Here is a 16222-nt window from a genome sequence, read left to right on the forward strand (position 1 = left end):
TTGTTGAACTTGCAGAGATTCATTTAAAAGATATTAACTGTATAGTTACTAAAACTCATACAGGTTTTAGTGGTTTAAATTTAGCTTTAACAAAAAAATTTGATCTAATTATTTTAGATATTATGTTGCCTGATATTGATGGTGTTGAAATTTGTAAACGCATTAGGGCTGAAAAAAATTTTACGCCAATAATGATGTTAACCGCTCGTAGTGAGGTGATTGACAAAATAATTGGATTAGAAACAGGTGCTGATGATTATTTGATTAAACCATTTAGTATTCGCGAATTTATAGCACGTGTTAAGGCATTAATTAGAAGAAGTGAAATAGGAATTAACGAAGATAAAGTTAAAAATGAAATATTAAAATGTGATGAATTAACGATAGACTCTCAAAAAAGAAAAGTTATGATTAATGATACAAAAGTCGAATTAACACCTAAAGAATTTGACTTGCTTTATCTATTTATGTCAAACCCCGGTAAAAACTATTCACGAGATAACTTATTAAACCTTGTTTGGGGTTATGAGTTTTCAGGATACGAGCACACTGTAAATTCTCATATTAACAGACTGAGAACTAAAATAGAAGCAGATTTAGGAAAACCTAAATACATTTTAACAACTTGGGGAATAGGTTATAGATTTACAGACGAAATACAACAGCTATGATTAAGAAAAAATATAACAGTCTTTTTTGGAAAATTTCTATACTTTTTTTCTTTTTGCTAGCGGCAGTAGGTTTTATGTATATCTATATTAGTATCGATTACTCTAACAAATATTTAGATGAGGTAAACCAAAGACTAAATCATGATACCGCAAAAAATATTGTTAAAAATTCTAGACCTTTTTACAACGGAGATGTTATTAAACCTGCTTTAGAAGAAATGTTTCATCATGTTAAAGCAATTAACCCTAGTTTAGAAGTTTATTTGGTAGATCCAAAAGGCAAAATAATAGCCTGGTATCCTCCCGAAAGAAAAATTGCATTAGAATCAATTAACTTAAAACCAGTTCTTGATTTTATAGAAAACACACCTGATAATTTTGTTAAAGGAGACGATCCCCTTAACCCTAATACCCAAAAAATATTTTCAGCATCTCCGCTTACTATGAACAATATGCTCTATGCATATATCTATGTTGTATTAACAGGTGAAAAATACAAAGCAGCTTCAGATTCTCTTTTTAGCAGCTATATGCTCAAAATTAGCGCTAGAACAATGCTCATTACTTTAATAACAACGTTTTTAATTGGTTTAATAATTATTCGAGTTATTACAAAAAAATATTCAAAAATATTAATGGTAATGCATAAATTTAAACAAGGTGATTTAGCTGCTCGAGTAATAATAGGCTCTTCAAGTGATGAAAGCCAACTCGGAGAAATGTTTAACGAGATGGCTGATATTTTGACCACTAATATTGATAAATTAAAGCAAGTTGAAAATTTGCGACGTGAATTAATTGCTAACGTGTCCCATGATCTAAGAACTCCTATCGCTATTATTAGAGGTTATATAGAAACATTGCAAATTAAACAAGATACAATATCTATTGAAGATCGGAATAAATATATAAATACAGTAAAAGATAGTGCTGAAAAATTAGAAAAGTTAGTTACTGAATTATTTGAATTATCAAAGTTAGAAGCAAATCAAGTACATGCTAAAAAAGAACCTTTTATTATTAGTGAATTAATAAGTGATATTATTAATAAATACCAACTAATTGCTAAAACTAAAGATATTTCAATTTTGACTGAATTGTCTAAAGAATTACATCCAGTATATGCCGATGTTTCACTTATTGAACGTGTTATGCAAAACTTAATAGATAATGCAATAAAGTTTACACCAATAGGTGGAAAAATTATCATAAAAACATTAAAAAGTAATGACAATAATGCTCAAATAATTGTGTCTGATAATGGTGTTGGTATTGCTGAAAATGATAGAAATAAAATATTTGCGCGCTATTACAAAGCTAATAATTTTACAGATTTAAAAGATAATACAGGATTAGGCTTAGCAATTGTAAAAAAAATATTAGATCTGCATAACACATCTCTTGAACTTGTAAGCACAGAAAATGTTGGAAGCTCGTTTAAATTTAAATTAAAATTTTATAATTAAAATTATTTTTTAAAATCCTGCCCAAGTATAAAGTATATTAATTATCACGTATAAGTAAGTTATACTTATTTATTTCAATTATTTTTTTATGAAATTTAAAAGATATTAAAAGTGTTTTTTTTAAACCTAATTGGTTTTTAAAGTCTAAATATTCCGCCAAAAGCAATAATTCGTTGTAAAAACCAAAATTGCTGCTCTGCAGTGTCTTCATTTAATGCAGTTGTTTTAATGTCATTCATGTTTATGAAACCTCCTTTTAATTCTGTTTGAATAAAGAAGTGCTTGTAGAATGTAAAGTTTAATCCCACTTTTGCTGAAGCTCCATATCCTGAAACATGAAAGTCATCATGACGTTCTTTACTCAAAACAGTAGCGTTGGTTTTAGGAAATAAAAGGCCTATTCCTATCCCTCCAAGTGTATTGATTTGAAATTTATCGATATTAGGGAGTTTTAGTACATGTGAAAAATCATCCACACGAGTAATTTCAGTATTTATATAATTTAATCCATCCGTGTGTTCAAATGTTAAGAAGCTTTCATCTAAAGTTAATTGATTGCCATTTGGATTTTCGTTATAACTTTCTGCATTTGGATAATTACCAGAATAAGTAACGGTTTTGTTTTGAAGCATAACATATTTCATGTGGTCTATACCAAGCGATATGTTGTAATGGTCATTTATAAAATAACCCATTCTAAAGTTTGTTTGCGGAATGGTCATTCTGGCGGGATTGATGTAGTCGATATGCCATCCTTTTGGTTTGTCATGTGCTACTACATCATATATGGTAAAATCATAATCAGATCCTTTGAATCGAATATCAGAAGTTGAAAATGTTTCTCGATTTCCACCCCAATAAAAATAAAATTTACCTTTATTGTGTGCCGAATATTTTTCAGAATTTTTAGTGAATTCTTGAGAAAAGGAGCACTGTACATAAAAAAAAAGCGAAAGTACTACCAATAAAAATGATTGTTTCATTAAAATTGATTTATAGTTTTTCTTATGGCTACTAATTTTGTCATAAGATTTTCAAAATAATCTAAATGCAACATGTTAGCTCCATCACTTTTAGCATTAGCAGGGTCAAAATGAGTTTCAATAAAAATGCCATCTACACCAACAGCAATTCCAGCTTTTGCAACAGTTTCAATCATATCGGGTCTTCCGCCTGTTACACCGACAGTTTGATTTGGTTGTTGCAACGAATGGGTTACATCTAAAACTGTTGTAGCATATTGTTGCATGGTAGGTATTCCTCTATAGTCTACTATCATATCTTGGTAGCCAAACATGGTTCCTCTGTCGGTAACCATTATGTTTTCATTTTGACAATCCAGAACTTTTTGAACGGCATGCTTCATGCTTTCAGGGCTCATAAACTGCCCTTTTTTTAAGTTAACAGTTTTGCCAGTTTTAGCAGCAGCTACAACTAAATCAGTTTGACGAACAAGAAAAGCTGGTATTTGTAAAACATCTACATAAGCAGCAGCCATAGCGGCATCTTCATTGGTGTGTATATCAGTAACGGTTGGAACTCCAAATTCTTTTGATATTTTTTCTAAAATTTTTAAGGCTTTTTCATCTCCAATTCCTGAGAAACTATCAATTCGGGACCGATTTGCTTTTTTAAACGAACCTTTAAATACAAAAGGAATTTCTAGCTTGTCTGTAATTCCAACAAGTTTTTCGGCAATTCTCATAGCCATTTCTTCGCCTTCAATAGCACAAGGACCAGCTAAAAGGAAGAAATTGCCACTTGTTGTATGTTTTATTTGAGGTATATTTTTAATATTCATAGTTTAGTTTTAGAAGATACAAAGATAAAAATAAAAAACTTTTAAATCGAAGTTTAAAAGCTTAGATGCATCATAAAAAGAATAAGGGATGCATTAGCTTGTTTTTTTTATCAAAAAACCTTTTGGACAGGCTATTGTTCCTTTTTCATATATGTTAAAATAGTAAATTTGTTTTTTATTTGAACCTTCAAAATTAGCTTCATATACAGCTAGTAATCCAGCACCCATATTGGAGTTTTTGGATGGAAAAGGGCAGCAGGAATCTATTTTTTTAAATACAATTTTTTCTCCCTTAGGTCCTTCTATTCCATTAAAGAAATAGGCTATAAAAACGGGCTCCAAATTGGCATTTATAATGCCAATATTTATAGGATAATCGGTGTCAGTGCCATATTTTGAATCTTTTGCATACTCTGTTAGTAAAAACATTTTGTTTTTAACAAAAGGCCTAACGGCTGTTTGATCTATGTTTTTTATAGTTGATTTTGTACTGATACAAGACGACATGCTTACTAAAAGTATTACAAATAGAGCCATTAATTTTTTCATATTAATTGGTTTTAGATTTTACAAAATAAGCCACTATTGAAGCCGTTACAATTCCGTATGATAAAGAAGAAAAAGTACTGAAATAAATGTAATTAGATAATGTAAAATATTTTTCAGCATCTATTAGTGACATTCTCTTATGTTCTATTTTAGAGGATATAATGTTCGTAAAAAAATTGGGAGATATAACTTCATACGAGAGATATTGAACAATTGGGTTAAAGGCTGCTATTAGTAAGGATAAAATGGCACCAGATAAAAAACCTTTTTTCCAATCTTGTGTACCATTAAAGTGATTTTTCTTTTTATCTAAAATTGCAAAAACATAAATTATCACGGCAACAAACCCAAAAAGCATGGTATAAATAGGTTGAAATTTTATTTTTTCAGAATGCCAACCCATTATTTTTTCAAAATACATCCAAAAGAGGAGGCTTAAAGAAAATACCATGGCCCATTTGAATTCAATTTTAAATTTTTCCATTGTTTATTTTAATTATGCTATAAAAGTAATAAATGTTTATCAAATGGATTAGATTATTTATATTTGATAAAAATTTATTTATGGATTTTATGTATGGTACATGGCATTGGTCAATTTCGGGTTTTTTAATTGGAATGATAATGTTGCTATTGGTTTATTTAGGAAAGTCATTTGGAATGTCATCAAATTTAAGGACATTATGTTCTATAGGTGGTGCAGGTAAATACAGCTCTTTTTTTAAATTGGATTGGCGTACACAAAAATGGAGTTTAGTTCTGGTTTTAGGTACAATATTTGGAGGGTTTATTGCTTTTTACTTTTTATCTAACGGATCAGGCATGAACTTAAATCCACATACCATTGAAAAGATAAAACTACTCAATATTGATGAACCAAATGGTAAATTATTGCCAGACGCAATTTTTAGTTTAAATAATTTACAAACACCAAAAGGTTTTTTTATTTTGTTAATTGGTGGTTTATTGATTGGTTTTGGTACACGTTATGCAGGCGGATGTACTTCTGGACATGCGATTTCTGGATTAAGTAATTTGCAAGTTCCATCACTAGTAGCTGTAATAGGTTTTTTTATAGGTGGATTAATAATGGCACACTTTATTTTACCATTCATTTTTTAATATTAAATTAAGTAATACATGAAATTAGCACCCTTTTTTTTGACAGGTATATTTTTTGGAATAGTATTAACAAAATCAGAAGCCGTTTCTTGGTATCGCATTTATGAAATGTTTCAATTTGAATCCTTTCATATGTATGGAATAATAGGCTCTGCATTAATTACGGGAACAATAGGTTTTCAGTTGATCAAAAAGAAAAACATTAAAGATTTTAAAGGAAACCCAATTGAAGTTGTTGATAAAGAAATAGGTTTTTGGAGGTATATACTTGGAGGTTCTATTTTTGGCTTAGGTTGGGCTTTAGTAGGCGCTTGTCCTGGTCCCATTTACATTCTTTTAGGCACAGGAACTTTGGCAGTAGTTGTTGTTTTAATTGGCGCATTACTAGGTACTTTTATTTATGGACTTGTAAAGGATAAAATGCCTAATTAAAATGGTTTTTTATAGAATAACAGGCGTTTGTATAATCTCAAAGTGCGTTGATTTTTTAAGCAATAGTCAATTACATTATTGCTAAATAAATAGTTTAATATTTTTTTTATTTCATAATATGCACGAATACATGCCTTATGTTTTTTTAATAGCTGTTGGTTTTGCTGCAGGTTTTTTAAACACAGTAGCTGGAGGCGGTACATTGTTAACATTACCTGTTTTAATTTTTATGGGCTTACCAGCACCATTAGCTCAGGGAACAAATAGGGTTGCCATATTATTACAAACCTTTACAGCAGTTAGAGGTTTTAAAAGCAAAGGAGTTTCTACATATCCATTTTGTTTATATGTTGGTATATCGGCTTTATTTGGATCTGTTATAGGAGCTTATTTAGCTTTAGATTTTGAAGGAAAAGCTTTTAACAGATTGTTGGCCGTTATTATGATAATGGTTTTAGTTTTAACTGTTTTTAATTCCAATAAAAGCCAGGCAAACTTAATTGAGCAATTAACAGGAAAATCGTTAAGTATATCCCTAATAATTTTCTTTTTTGTTGGAATATATGGCGGATTAATTAATGCAGGTATTGGTTTTTTAATGCTTTTAATTTTACCTTATGTAAACAAAATGAGTTTGGTAAGATCAAACGCAACTAAAGTTTTTGTTGTATTTGTATATACAACAGGTGCTGTTTTAGTTTTTGCGTTTAATGACAAAATAGATTATGGTTTAGCCGCTGTTTTGTCTATAGGAAACGTATCTGGAGCTTGGTTTGGAAGTCGTTGGTCTGTTAAAAAAGGGGATAAGGCAATTAAATTTTTTTTAATAGTTACTGTAACGGCCTTATCAATTAAATTATGGTTCTTTAATTAATATTTTACATATTCTGTAATTTCTAGACCATAGCCAATCATTCCAACACGTTTAGTTTGTTGTGAATTAGATAATAATTTGATTTTTGAAATATGTATGTCATGAAGAATTTGAGCACCAATACCAAAATCTTTAGCATCCATTTTTACTAGGGACGCTTTTAAAATGCCTTTTTGTTGTAAGGTTTTTAATTCAACAATTCTGTTTAACAATTCTAAAGAATGTATTTCTTGATTGATAAATAATATAGCTCCTTTGCCGTCATTATTTATTTTTGCAAACATGTCTTCTAATTTATTGTCAGGATTAGATGTAAGTGTTCCTAAAATATCATTATTTATTTGCGAAGAATTGATGCGGGTAAGTATTTCATCACCAGCATTCCAATTTCCTTTGGTTAATGCTATGTGAATTTGCTTGTTTGTAGTTTGAAGATAAGCTCTTAACCTAAATGCACCAAAACGCGTTTTTATTTCATAATCTTCTTTTTTAAGAATCAAGCTATCATGTTGCATTCTATAGGCTATCAAATCCTCAATCGAAACGAGTTTCAAATTAAATTTCATAGCTACAACTGCTAATTCAGGTAATCGAGCCATTGTTCCATCTTCATTCATTATCTCTACAATAACACCAGCAGGAGTATAGCCAGCTAAGCGTGCAAAATCAATAGCCGCTTCTGTATGACCGGATCGTCTTAATACACCACCTTCTTTAGCTATTAATGGAAAAATATGACCCGGGCGGGCAAGTTCAAATGGTTTAGTATCTGTGTTTACTAATGCTAAAATGGTTTTTGCTCTATCGGCAGCAGAAATTCCGGTAGTTACTCCATTTCCTTTTAAATCAATAGAAACCGTAAAAGCGGTTTCCATATGATCAGTATTATTAGTAACCATAGTATGCAATTCTAACTCTTTACAACGACTTTCTGTTAGGGGAGCACATATTAAGCCTCTCCCATGTGTTGCCATAAAGTTGATCATATCAGGAGTAACTTTTTCTGCAGCAGCTAAAAAATCACCCTCATTTTCTCTATCTTCATCATCAACAACTATAATAATTTTTCCTTGACGAATATCTTCAATAGCTTCTTCTATTGTGTTAAGTTGTATTTTATTAGACATTTGGTGTGCTTATTTTTTGTTTTTGAAACTTTAAAATTATTTTTTTTATTGGATTTATAATCCAATCAACATTAATAGATATTCCTATGTCATTTGTTGCTCTATAGGTAAGTAAAATAGCAAAAGGCAAAAGTAATATTGAAGACATCCATGTGCCTAAAAAGGGGCTAAGGCTGTCTTCTTGAGCTAGTTTTTTTCCAAAAGTATTGATGAAATGAAATGTAATAAAAATTAAGATAGCTAAAACCATAGGCAAGCCCAATCCGCCTTTTTTAATAATAGCTCCAAGAGGTGCCCCAATAAAAAACATAAGAAAGCATGAAAAAGCCAACATAAATTTTTCATTAAATGAAATCCAATGTTGATTGATGTTTTTCTTTTTGTAATCCAAATCATTTTTACTGCTTTCTATAGAAAAATCAATACTGCTATTATTATTAAAAGCGTTATCTGCAATTTTTTTTTGATCTTTTATTTGATAGAGAGCCAATACGTTGTCAATTAGGGTGTCTTTTGTAATGTTTTCAATTTTTTTTGAATAAAAGAGACTGGATGACCGTTGTGAGATGTTATCAGAAAATGAAACAATATCGGTATTTATTCTTTTTTGTAAGGAGTCAATAGTGATGTTTAATTCTTTAATATTTAACATGTTATATGTGTTCGATATCGATTCTTGATTAATATCTGAATCATTTAATTTGTCAATATTAATGCTTAAAATATATTTTTTAAAAGTGCTTTTTGCAAAAGGAATTTTTTTTCGTTGTTCATAGTTTTGAGGAGAAATATCTTCATAGTAATTTCCGTCAAATAATTCAAGATTTAATAAATTTTGATCTTCATCACTGCTTAAAATTCCGTTTTTTGCATTGATTATGGTACTTGCACCATTTCCGTTTGTGGATTTTTTATGGATGATAATTCCTTTTAAAAACTGTCCTTTATCTCCTGATTTTTCTTCAACTTTTATATTGATATTACCAATTTGATTAAATTGTCCTTGGGCAATTGCCATAGCAGGTTTTTGTTTTACAATATTTTGTCTTAAATTAATAAATTTATATTGAGCGGCCGGTATTACATTATTTGAAAATATAAAGGCAATAAAACTTAAAAAAACAATAAAGAATGTTAAAAATTTCATGGCTCTTTGTAATGAAATACCTGAAGATTTCATCGCTGCAAACTCATAGTTTTCAGCAAAACTACCAAAAGTCATTATGGACGCTAGTAATACAGATAATGGTAAAACCATTGGAATTATTGTGGGAGAGTAAAAGCCTAAAAATTTTATTACAACAATAAAATCTAAATCTTTACCTGCTAGGTCACTTATAAAAAGCCAAATACCCTGAAGTACAAATATTAAAAAGAGAATTACAAAAACCGAAGCAAATGTAATTAAGAATGATTTTAAAATATATTGGTCTAGTATTTTCAACGAAACTTATTTTAATCTAAACTATTTATATAATAGCCAGGATATTTTGATTCGGTAAAGGTAAAGTGATTTTTTGATAAAGGCTGATTAGTTTTAAAAGAATTTACAGTCAAAGTTGTTTTAGTTCCTTTTTTATCAGTTTCTATCATATTATAAATGTTATTTGTTGAAACATCAATACCAATTAAAACTTCTTTTATGTTTTCTTTTGTATTTGTTGGTTTTAATTTTATATACTGAATTTTTCTTCCTTTAATGTTTTGGCTAATGTCCCATAGATAAGTGTATCCCGTTTCAAAAAATGTCAGCATTTTATCTGGACTTATAGCTTTTTCATCTTCTTGACCTTTAGAAATTGAAATTTCTTCGTCTTCGGGAACTATAGTGTATGTTTTTTTACCGTCAAACATTTTTGTTATACCCATAAAATCGAGAACATATTTGTTTGATTGAAGGCTTTGTATGGCTACTTTTCCTTTACTTTCTTGATTGATGTTTTCTTTTGCATTGCTAAGGTCGTATTTAAAGTCTATAATTATATTTGTATATCCTTTTGCTTTTGCCGCTACTTCATCTAATAATTGCTTTGCTTTTTTAGATTCTTGTGCTTGTGTGCTTAGGGTTAATAAAAATATAAGTGCTACTTTTATAAAGTATTTCATTTTATGAGTCTTTTTGTTCATTATTAAAAAAATGATTTAACGCTACTAAATCAGGTATTAAAACAGATCGAGCTTTACTGCCTTCAAATTGGCCAACAATACCAGCAGCCTCTAATTGATCTATGATTCTTCCAGCTCTGTTGTAACCTAGTTTTAATTTCCGCTGGATTAAAGACGCACTGCCTTGCTGAGCAGTAACAATAACTTCTGCAGCATCTTTAAACAGCGAATCCCTTTCAGATATATTCATATCAAGTTTTGTGCCACTTTCCTCACCAACATATTCAGGTAATTGATATGCATCTGGATATGCTTTTTGTGATCCAATATAATCTGTTATTTTTTCAACTTCGGGTGTGTCTACAAAGGCACATTGAACACGAACAATTTCATTGCCTTGTGTAAAAAGTAAATCGCCTCTACCTATTAATTGATCTGCTCCTCCTGAATCTAAAATTGTTCTTGAATCTATTTTTGAAGTAACTCTAAAAGCTATTCTTGCAGGAAAATTTGCCTTTATCATACCTGTAATAACATTTACAGAAGGTCTTTGTGTTGCAATAATTAAATGAATACCTATAGCTCGAGCTAGCTGAGCTAAACGAGCAATTGGTATTTCTACTTCTTTTCCTGCAGTCATAATTAAATCAGCAAATTCATCTACAACTAAAATAATATAAGGCAAAAATCGATGACCGTTTTCAGGGTTTAATTTTCGTTGTTTAAATTTTTCGTTGTATTCTTTTATATTTCTAACCATAGCGTCTTTTAATAACGAGTACCGGTTATCCATTTCTATACAAAGCGAATTTAAGGTGTTTATTACTTTTGTATTATCTGTTATTATAGCTTCATCTGTATCAGGTAGCTTAGCTAGATAGTGTCTTTCAATTTTATTAAATAAGGTTAACTCAACTTTCTTTGGATCAACCAAAACAAATTTAACTTCAGCAGGATGTTTTTTGTATAGTAAGGAAGTTAATATAGCATTTAAGCCAACAGATTTTCCTTGACCTGTAGCACCTGCCATAAGTAGGTGTGGCATTTTTGCCAAATCAAAAACAAAAGTTTCGTTTGAAATTGTTTTACCTAGGGCTATGGGTAATTCCATTTCTGATTGTTGAAATCTTGCAGATGAAATAACACTTTTCATCGAAACCATAGTTGGGTTTGCATTAGGAACTTCAATACCAACAGTTCCTTTACCAGGAATAGGCGCTATAATACGAATGCCTAAAGCCGCTAATGAAAGCGCAATATCGTCTTCTAAGTTTTTGATTTTTGAAATACGTACACCTGCATTTGGAATAATTTCATATAACGTTACTGTTGGGCCTACAGTAGCTTTAATTTGAGAAATTCCAATGCCATAATTTTTTAAAGTTTCAAGAATCTTATTTTTATTTTGTTCTAATTCTTCTTGGTTTATAGTTATACCACCAGATGAATAGTCTTTTAATAATTCAATACTTGGCATCTTGTAATTTGATAACTCTAGTGTAGGGTCAAATTCTCCAAAATCAGCTACAATTTTTGCAGCTAAATTAGTTTCAATAGTTTCTTCTTCTGTAACAACTTCGACAACAAAATTTTCATTATTTGTGTCTGTATTTTTTATATTTTTTTCTTCAATAGAATACTCCTTTTCTTCATTATCTATGTATTCATTATCAATTTTAGAATCCTTTAACAATTCAGAATGATAACCAATGGTTGGCTTTAAGCTTTCCTTATCTATTTCAAAATTAGAATTAGTTTTGAGCTCTATACTAGAATTAGTCTCTTTTTCTTCTGGGGAGAGAAAGTTAAATGAGTCAGTTTCGGTTGAGTTTTCTGTAAGATAATTAACATCATTGTCTGAGCTCGTTTTAATTTCTTCAATATTAGGGCTTGGAAACTTGTTTTTTATTTCTTCTAATGAATTCTTAATTTTATCTGGTGACATTTTTATTTTAAAAATTAAAAAAATAATAACAAATAAAATTAACACCAGTAAAACACCTATTTTTCCAATATAATCTAAAACAAATTGATTAATTTCATATCCAATTACACCTGAAAAATTTGGAAATTGTTCCCAAAAAAAGCCAAATACTAAAGAGAAAATAATAATTAAATAAAAATCCCAAAATAATGATTTTCTTAATTTAAAAATGCTGATATCTAAGATGAAATAAATACCTATCATTAATAAGGATTTTACAAAAATGAAAGAAGCAATTCCAAATCCTTTGTAAATAAAGAAATCAGCAATATAAGCTCCAACTTTGCCCAACCAATTTTCTGTTTTATCAGTCCTGTTTATTAATGATTCAATTTGACTTTGATCATGATATCCTGTAATAAAATAAGATATAAAAGAAATCATTAAAGCAATCGCTATTAAAACTAATAAACAGCCTATTACAAATCGATGTTGTCTATATTTATTAGGTACATTTGGATCTTTTATAGGTGTATTTTTTTGCTTTTTTGCCATATTAATTTATATCTTTAGTAGAGGACACATGTTTAAAATTAATTAAAAAAATAAGGAATATAAATTAGACTTCCAATAGCGATACCTGTCATAGCTGCAAAAAACACAGCACCGGCAGCAATGTCTTTGATAAAACCAATTTTTTTATGATAATCAGGATGTATAAAATCTGCTACTTTTTCAACAGCAGTATTTAGTCCCTCAACACCTAATACTAGTCCTGTGGTAAGTGTTTGAAACATCCATTCTTCTTTGGTTATATTAAAATAAAATCCTGCAATGATTAACAATACAGCTATTAAAAATTGAACCATGACGCTGTGCTCTGTTGTAATTAATTTAACGGCTCCTTTAAATGCAAAACCGATGCTTTTAAATCTTCCTAAAAAAAAAGTTTCGTCTTTTTCAAATTTCATTTTATAGAGATGCTAAAGCTAATTCATAGTTGGGTTCATCAGCAACTTCTTGAACTTGTTCTGTATAAACAACAACTCCATTTTCGTCTAAAACAATAACCGCTCTTGAATGCTTTCCAGCTAATTTACTGTCTAAAATTTCTAAACCATATGTTTTTCCGAAACTACCGTCTTTAGCATCAGATAAATTAATGACATTGTTTAATCCTTCCGACTCGCAAATGTTTTTTTGAACAACGGATAAGTCATTTGAAATGCATAGTACTTTAGTGTTTTTTAGGCCACTAGCTTTTGCATTAAAACTTCGCACAGATGCCACACAAGTTCCTGTTTCAATACTAGGAAAAATATTTAAAACTAGTTTACTCCCTTTAAAATCTGCCAAAGAAACAAATAAAGAATCGCTGTTTTCTAATTTAAAATCGGGTGCTTGAGTCCCTATTGCAGGTAATTCACCAGATGTTGATATTGGGTTACCTCCTAATGTTATTGTTGCCATGATATGTTTTTTTAGATAACAAAAGTAATAAATATATTTGGAAAAGGTAATCAGTATTTGTTTTTAAAATTAATAGTTTTGTAGTTTTAATATTTTATCGTAATATTGCAATATACAAATAAACATATGGGTGCTTCAAAATCAGATTTTTTTTCAGAAGAGCAAAATGAGATGGCAAGTTTATTTAAATCCATATCTCATCCTGCTAGAATAGCAATTATTCAATATTTACTTTCTGTTGACACTTGTATTTGTGGTGATATTGTGAAAATAATACCTCTAGCTCAGCCAACAGTATCTCAACATTTAAAAGAATTAAAAAGAGTTGGCATCATAAAAGGTACAATAGAAGGAACAGCAATTTGCTACTGCTTAAATATTGAAATTGTAAAAAAAATAGAATTATATTTTGCAGGAATCTCAAATCAATTAAACACTAAATGTTGCTAATTTAAACACTATGAAATTATCAGAAATTAAAAAAGAATTAAAAAAACTAAAATCAATAGCATTTAAATTGCCCAATGACTCATTTATACCCCATAATTTTCATATTACCGATGTTGGAAAAGTAACCAAAAATTTTATAGATTGTGGAGGTGTATTTAGATCTGTAGAAGTTGTTAATTTTCAACTTTGGGCTACTGATGATTATGATCATCGTTTAGCTCCTGAAAAATTAATAAACATTATCGAACTTTTAGAAGAAAAAATGCAAATTGATGATTTAGAAATTGAAGTAGAGTACCAAATGCAAGAAACAGTTGGTTCATATAATTTGTCATTTGACGGAACTCATTTTGTATTAATCTCTAGATTAACAGACTGTTTAGCGAAAGATAAATGTATTGTTCCTGAAACAAAAACAAATTTTGAATTAGGAGAATGGAAAGTTAAAGAAAACACTTGTGCACCTAATTCAGGTTGTTGCTAAAAAATAGATACATGACAAACAAAGAACACTGGGAGAACATTTTTGCAACTAAACGCGAAAACGAAGTAAGTTGGTTTCAAAAAACACCTGTAAATTCTATAGAAATAATTGAAAAATTGAACCTTTCTAAAGATGCAAAAATCATCGATGTTGGTGGTGGTGATAGTTACTTGATAGACGCCTTATTAGATAAAGGGTTTACGAATCTATTTTTATTAGACATTTCATTAAACGCAATCGAAAAAGTTAAAAGTAGGTTAGGGGATAAGGCGACTATGGTAACCTATATTGTGTCAAATGTTTTAGATTATAAGCCTGAAATTACTTTTGATTTATGGCACGACAGAGCATCCTTTCATTTTTTGACAGACAGTACTCAAATTCATAAATATGCAGATTTAGTTTCAAATTTAATTGTTTCGGGTGGTAATTTAGTAATTGGAACATTTTCAGAAACGGGTCCCTTAAAATGTAGTGGACTAAACATTTCTCAATATAATGAGTCTAAATTAAATTCGGTTTTTGAAAGCAAATTTATCAAAAAAACATGTTTTATAACAGACCATAAAACACCCTTTAACACCCTTCAAAATTTTATTTTTTGCACATTTAAAAAACAAGACCATGTATCCTAAAATTCAAGCTTTAATTGAAACTTTAGCAAATTTTGTAACAGTAGAAGAACGAAAAGAAGTATTAAACCCATTAATCGATTACATTCAAGATAAAGTAAATGCAAATCAAGAAATACGATTAAATTTTATTTGTACCCACAATTCAAGAAGAAGTCATTTGACACAAATATGGGCACAAACAATGGCTTTTCATTTTCAAATACAAAATATTTTTTGTTATTCAGGAGGTACACAAGCAACGGCCATGTTTCCTAAAATTGCTGAAACATTAGACAAACAGGGTTTTCAAATTCTGCAATTAAGTCAAGTAAGCAATCCTGTTTATGCTGTTAAATTTTCAGACAACCAACATCCCATCATTTGTTTTTCAAAGACTTTTGATGATTTATTTAATCCGGATTCGCAATTTGCAGCGCTGATGACGTGTTCTTCTGCAGACGAAGGCTGTCCGTTTATTGCAGGAGCAGAAAAGCGTTTACCCATTCGTTATGACGACCCAAAAGCTTTTGACGGAACATATTTAATGGATGAAAAGTATTTAGAGCGAAGTATGGAAATTGCTTCTGAAATGTATTTTGTGTTTTCAAAGATAAAGAATGGAAGATTATAGAAAACTTTGGGCAGAATTTTTTGGTACTTTTTTGTTGGTTTTTTTTGGTACCGGATCAGTCATAATTAGTCAAGAATATCAAGGTAGTATTGGTGTCTTTGGTATTGGTGTTGTTTTTGGATTAACCGTTTGGCTATTGGTTCAATATTTTGGGAGATTTGCGGATTGTCATATTAATCCAGCAGTTACTTTATCTTTTTTGTTTTTGAAGCAAATTTCACCTTCAAACGCCATTCAATATATTGTTTTACAATTTTTAGGTGCTTTTTTAGCCAGTACAGTTTTGCATTATTTTTTTCCGTTTAATATCAATCTAGGAAACACCCTCCCTAGTGGAAGTTGGCTTGAATCTTTTATATTAGAATTGTCATTAAGTTTTGTATTAATGATGGTTGTTTTGATCCCTACTACAAAAAAGGCATTAATTAAGTATGCTCCATTTTTAATAGGTTTTACGGTCTTTATAGAAGCTTGGTTGGCGGGACCCATTTGCGGGGCATC

Annotated in this window: 20 protein-coding genes; 10 read left to right on the forward strand and 10 right to left on the reverse strand. The window is 29.8% G+C overall.

The window, feature by feature from the left end; translation table 11 throughout:
* Window positions 1-671 (forward strand): response regulator transcription factor (locus AABM47_RS06130; protein WP_338410044.1); only part of this gene is annotated, 671 nt, incomplete at its 5' end.
* Window positions 668-2137 carry a HAMP domain-containing sensor histidine kinase gene (locus tag AABM47_RS06135; RefSeq protein ID WP_338410045.1) on the forward strand — a complete coding sequence of 490 codons (1470 nt, stop codon included), beginning with the start codon at window positions 668-670 and terminating at the stop codon, window positions 2135-2137. The genes AABM47_RS06130 and AABM47_RS06135, both read left to right, overlap by 4 nt.
* A gap of 137 nt (window positions 2138-2274) precedes the next feature.
* On the opposite strand, the gene AABM47_RS06140 is transcribed toward AABM47_RS06135, so the two are convergent.
* The 4 genes from AABM47_RS06140 to AABM47_RS06155 form a co-directional block, all read right to left on the reverse strand.
* Window positions 2275-3120: a hypothetical protein gene (locus AABM47_RS06140; protein ID WP_338410046.1), complete on the reverse strand. Its 846-nt coding sequence runs from the start codon at window positions 3118-3120 to the stop codon at window positions 2275-2277.
* Window positions 3120-3938 (reverse strand): 3-deoxy-8-phosphooctulonate synthase, encoded by an 819-nt coding sequence (gene kdsA / locus AABM47_RS06145; protein ID WP_338410047.1) that lies wholly within the window; start codon window positions 3936-3938, stop codon window positions 3120-3122. The genes AABM47_RS06140 and kdsA overlap by 1 nt, the downstream gene beginning before the upstream one ends.
* A gap of 93 nt (window positions 3939-4031) precedes the next feature.
* On the reverse strand, window positions 4032-4487 hold the full coding sequence (locus tag AABM47_RS06150) for a 2-dehydro-3-deoxyphosphooctonate aldolase (RefSeq protein WP_338410048.1): 456 nt from the start codon (window positions 4485-4487) through the stop codon (window positions 4032-4034).
* Between the two features lies 1 nt (window position 4488).
* Window positions 4489-4971, reverse strand: a complete 483-nt coding sequence (locus AABM47_RS06155) for a DUF4199 domain-containing protein (protein ID WP_338410049.1) — start codon at window positions 4969-4971, stop codon at window positions 4489-4491.
* An 80-nt stretch (window positions 4972-5051) separates the two neighbouring features.
* Between AABM47_RS06155 and AABM47_RS06160 the strand changes: the two genes are divergently transcribed.
* From AABM47_RS06160 to AABM47_RS06170, 3 genes are all read left to right on the forward strand, one after another.
* Entirely contained in the window at window positions 5052-5609 is a 558-nt protein-coding gene (locus AABM47_RS06160) for a YeeE/YedE thiosulfate transporter family protein (RefSeq protein WP_338410050.1), read from the forward strand.
* A gap of 18 nt (window positions 5610-5627) precedes the next feature.
* Window positions 5628-6041, forward strand: a complete 414-nt coding sequence (locus AABM47_RS06165) for a DUF6691 family protein (protein ID WP_338410051.1) — start codon at window positions 5628-5630, stop codon at window positions 6039-6041.
* A gap of 118 nt (window positions 6042-6159) precedes the next feature.
* The gene (locus AABM47_RS06170; RefSeq protein ID WP_338410052.1) at window positions 6160-6915 is read left to right on the forward strand and encodes a sulfite exporter TauE/SafE family protein; all 756 of its coding nucleotides are present in this window, start codon (window positions 6160-6162) and stop codon (window positions 6913-6915) included.
* On the opposite strand, the gene ribB is transcribed toward AABM47_RS06170, so the two are convergent.
* The 6 genes from ribB to tpx are packed head-to-tail and all read right to left on the reverse strand — an operon-like array spanning window position 6912 to window position 13542.
* On the reverse strand, window positions 6912-8042 hold the full coding sequence (gene ribB, locus AABM47_RS06175) for a 3,4-dihydroxy-2-butanone-4-phosphate synthase (protein ID WP_338410053.1): 1131 nt from the start codon (window positions 8040-8042) through the stop codon (window positions 6912-6914). The two genes, AABM47_RS06170 and ribB, sit on opposite strands and share 4 nt — an antisense overlap.
* Window positions 8035-9486 (reverse strand): LptF/LptG family permease, encoded by a 1452-nt coding sequence (locus AABM47_RS06180; RefSeq protein WP_338410054.1) that lies wholly within the window; start codon window positions 9484-9486, stop codon window positions 8035-8037. Before AABM47_RS06180 ends, ribB begins: the two co-directional genes overlap by 8 nt.
* A gap of 11 nt (window positions 9487-9497) precedes the next feature.
* A complete protein-coding gene (locus tag AABM47_RS06185; protein ID WP_338410055.1) occupies window positions 9498-10148 on the reverse strand; it encodes an outer membrane lipoprotein carrier protein LolA in 651 nt (216 codons plus the stop codon).
* A gap of 1 nt (window position 10149) precedes the next feature.
* Window positions 10150-12627, reverse strand: a complete 2478-nt coding sequence (locus AABM47_RS06190) for a DNA translocase FtsK (protein ID WP_338410056.1) — start codon at window positions 12625-12627, stop codon at window positions 10150-10152.
* A 38-nt stretch (window positions 12628-12665) separates the two neighbouring features.
* Complete coding sequence (locus AABM47_RS06195; protein WP_338410057.1) at window positions 12666-13043, reverse strand: diacylglycerol kinase family protein; 378 nt, start codon at window positions 13041-13043, stop codon at window positions 12666-12668.
* Between the two features lies 1 nt (window position 13044).
* Window positions 13045-13542, reverse strand: coding sequence for a thiol peroxidase (tpx, locus tag AABM47_RS06200; RefSeq protein ID WP_338410058.1), 498 nt, complete (start codon window positions 13540-13542; stop codon window positions 13045-13047).
* Between the two features lie 126 nt (window positions 13543-13668).
* Here tpx and AABM47_RS06205 point away from each other — a divergent pair, with 126 nt between their 5' ends.
* From AABM47_RS06205 to AABM47_RS06225, 5 genes are all read left to right on the forward strand, one after another.
* Window positions 13669-13992 (forward strand): metalloregulator ArsR/SmtB family transcription factor, encoded by a 324-nt coding sequence (locus tag AABM47_RS06205; protein WP_338410059.1) that lies wholly within the window; start codon window positions 13669-13671, stop codon window positions 13990-13992.
* Window positions 13993-14002: 10 nt separating this feature from the next.
* Complete coding sequence (locus AABM47_RS06210; protein ID WP_338410060.1) at window positions 14003-14476, forward strand: DUF6428 family protein; 474 nt, start codon at window positions 14003-14005, stop codon at window positions 14474-14476.
* Between the two features lie 11 nt (window positions 14477-14487).
* Window positions 14488-15111 (forward strand): class I SAM-dependent methyltransferase, encoded by a 624-nt coding sequence (locus tag AABM47_RS06215; protein ID WP_338410061.1) that lies wholly within the window; start codon window positions 14488-14490, stop codon window positions 15109-15111.
* Window positions 15101-15721: a protein-tyrosine-phosphatase gene (locus AABM47_RS06220; RefSeq protein WP_338410062.1), complete on the forward strand. Its 621-nt coding sequence runs from the start codon at window positions 15101-15103 to the stop codon at window positions 15719-15721. The genes AABM47_RS06215 and AABM47_RS06220 overlap by 11 nt, the downstream gene beginning before the upstream one ends.
* Window positions 15708-16222, forward strand: a 515-nt coding sequence (locus AABM47_RS06225; RefSeq protein WP_338410063.1) for an aquaporin, incomplete at its 3' end; no start/stop codon positions are given. The genes AABM47_RS06220 and AABM47_RS06225, both read left to right, overlap by 14 nt.

Source organism: uncultured Flavobacterium sp., from assembly GCF_963925415.1.
Taxonomy (GTDB): Bacteria; Bacteroidota; Bacteroidia; order Flavobacteriales; family Flavobacteriaceae; genus Flavobacterium.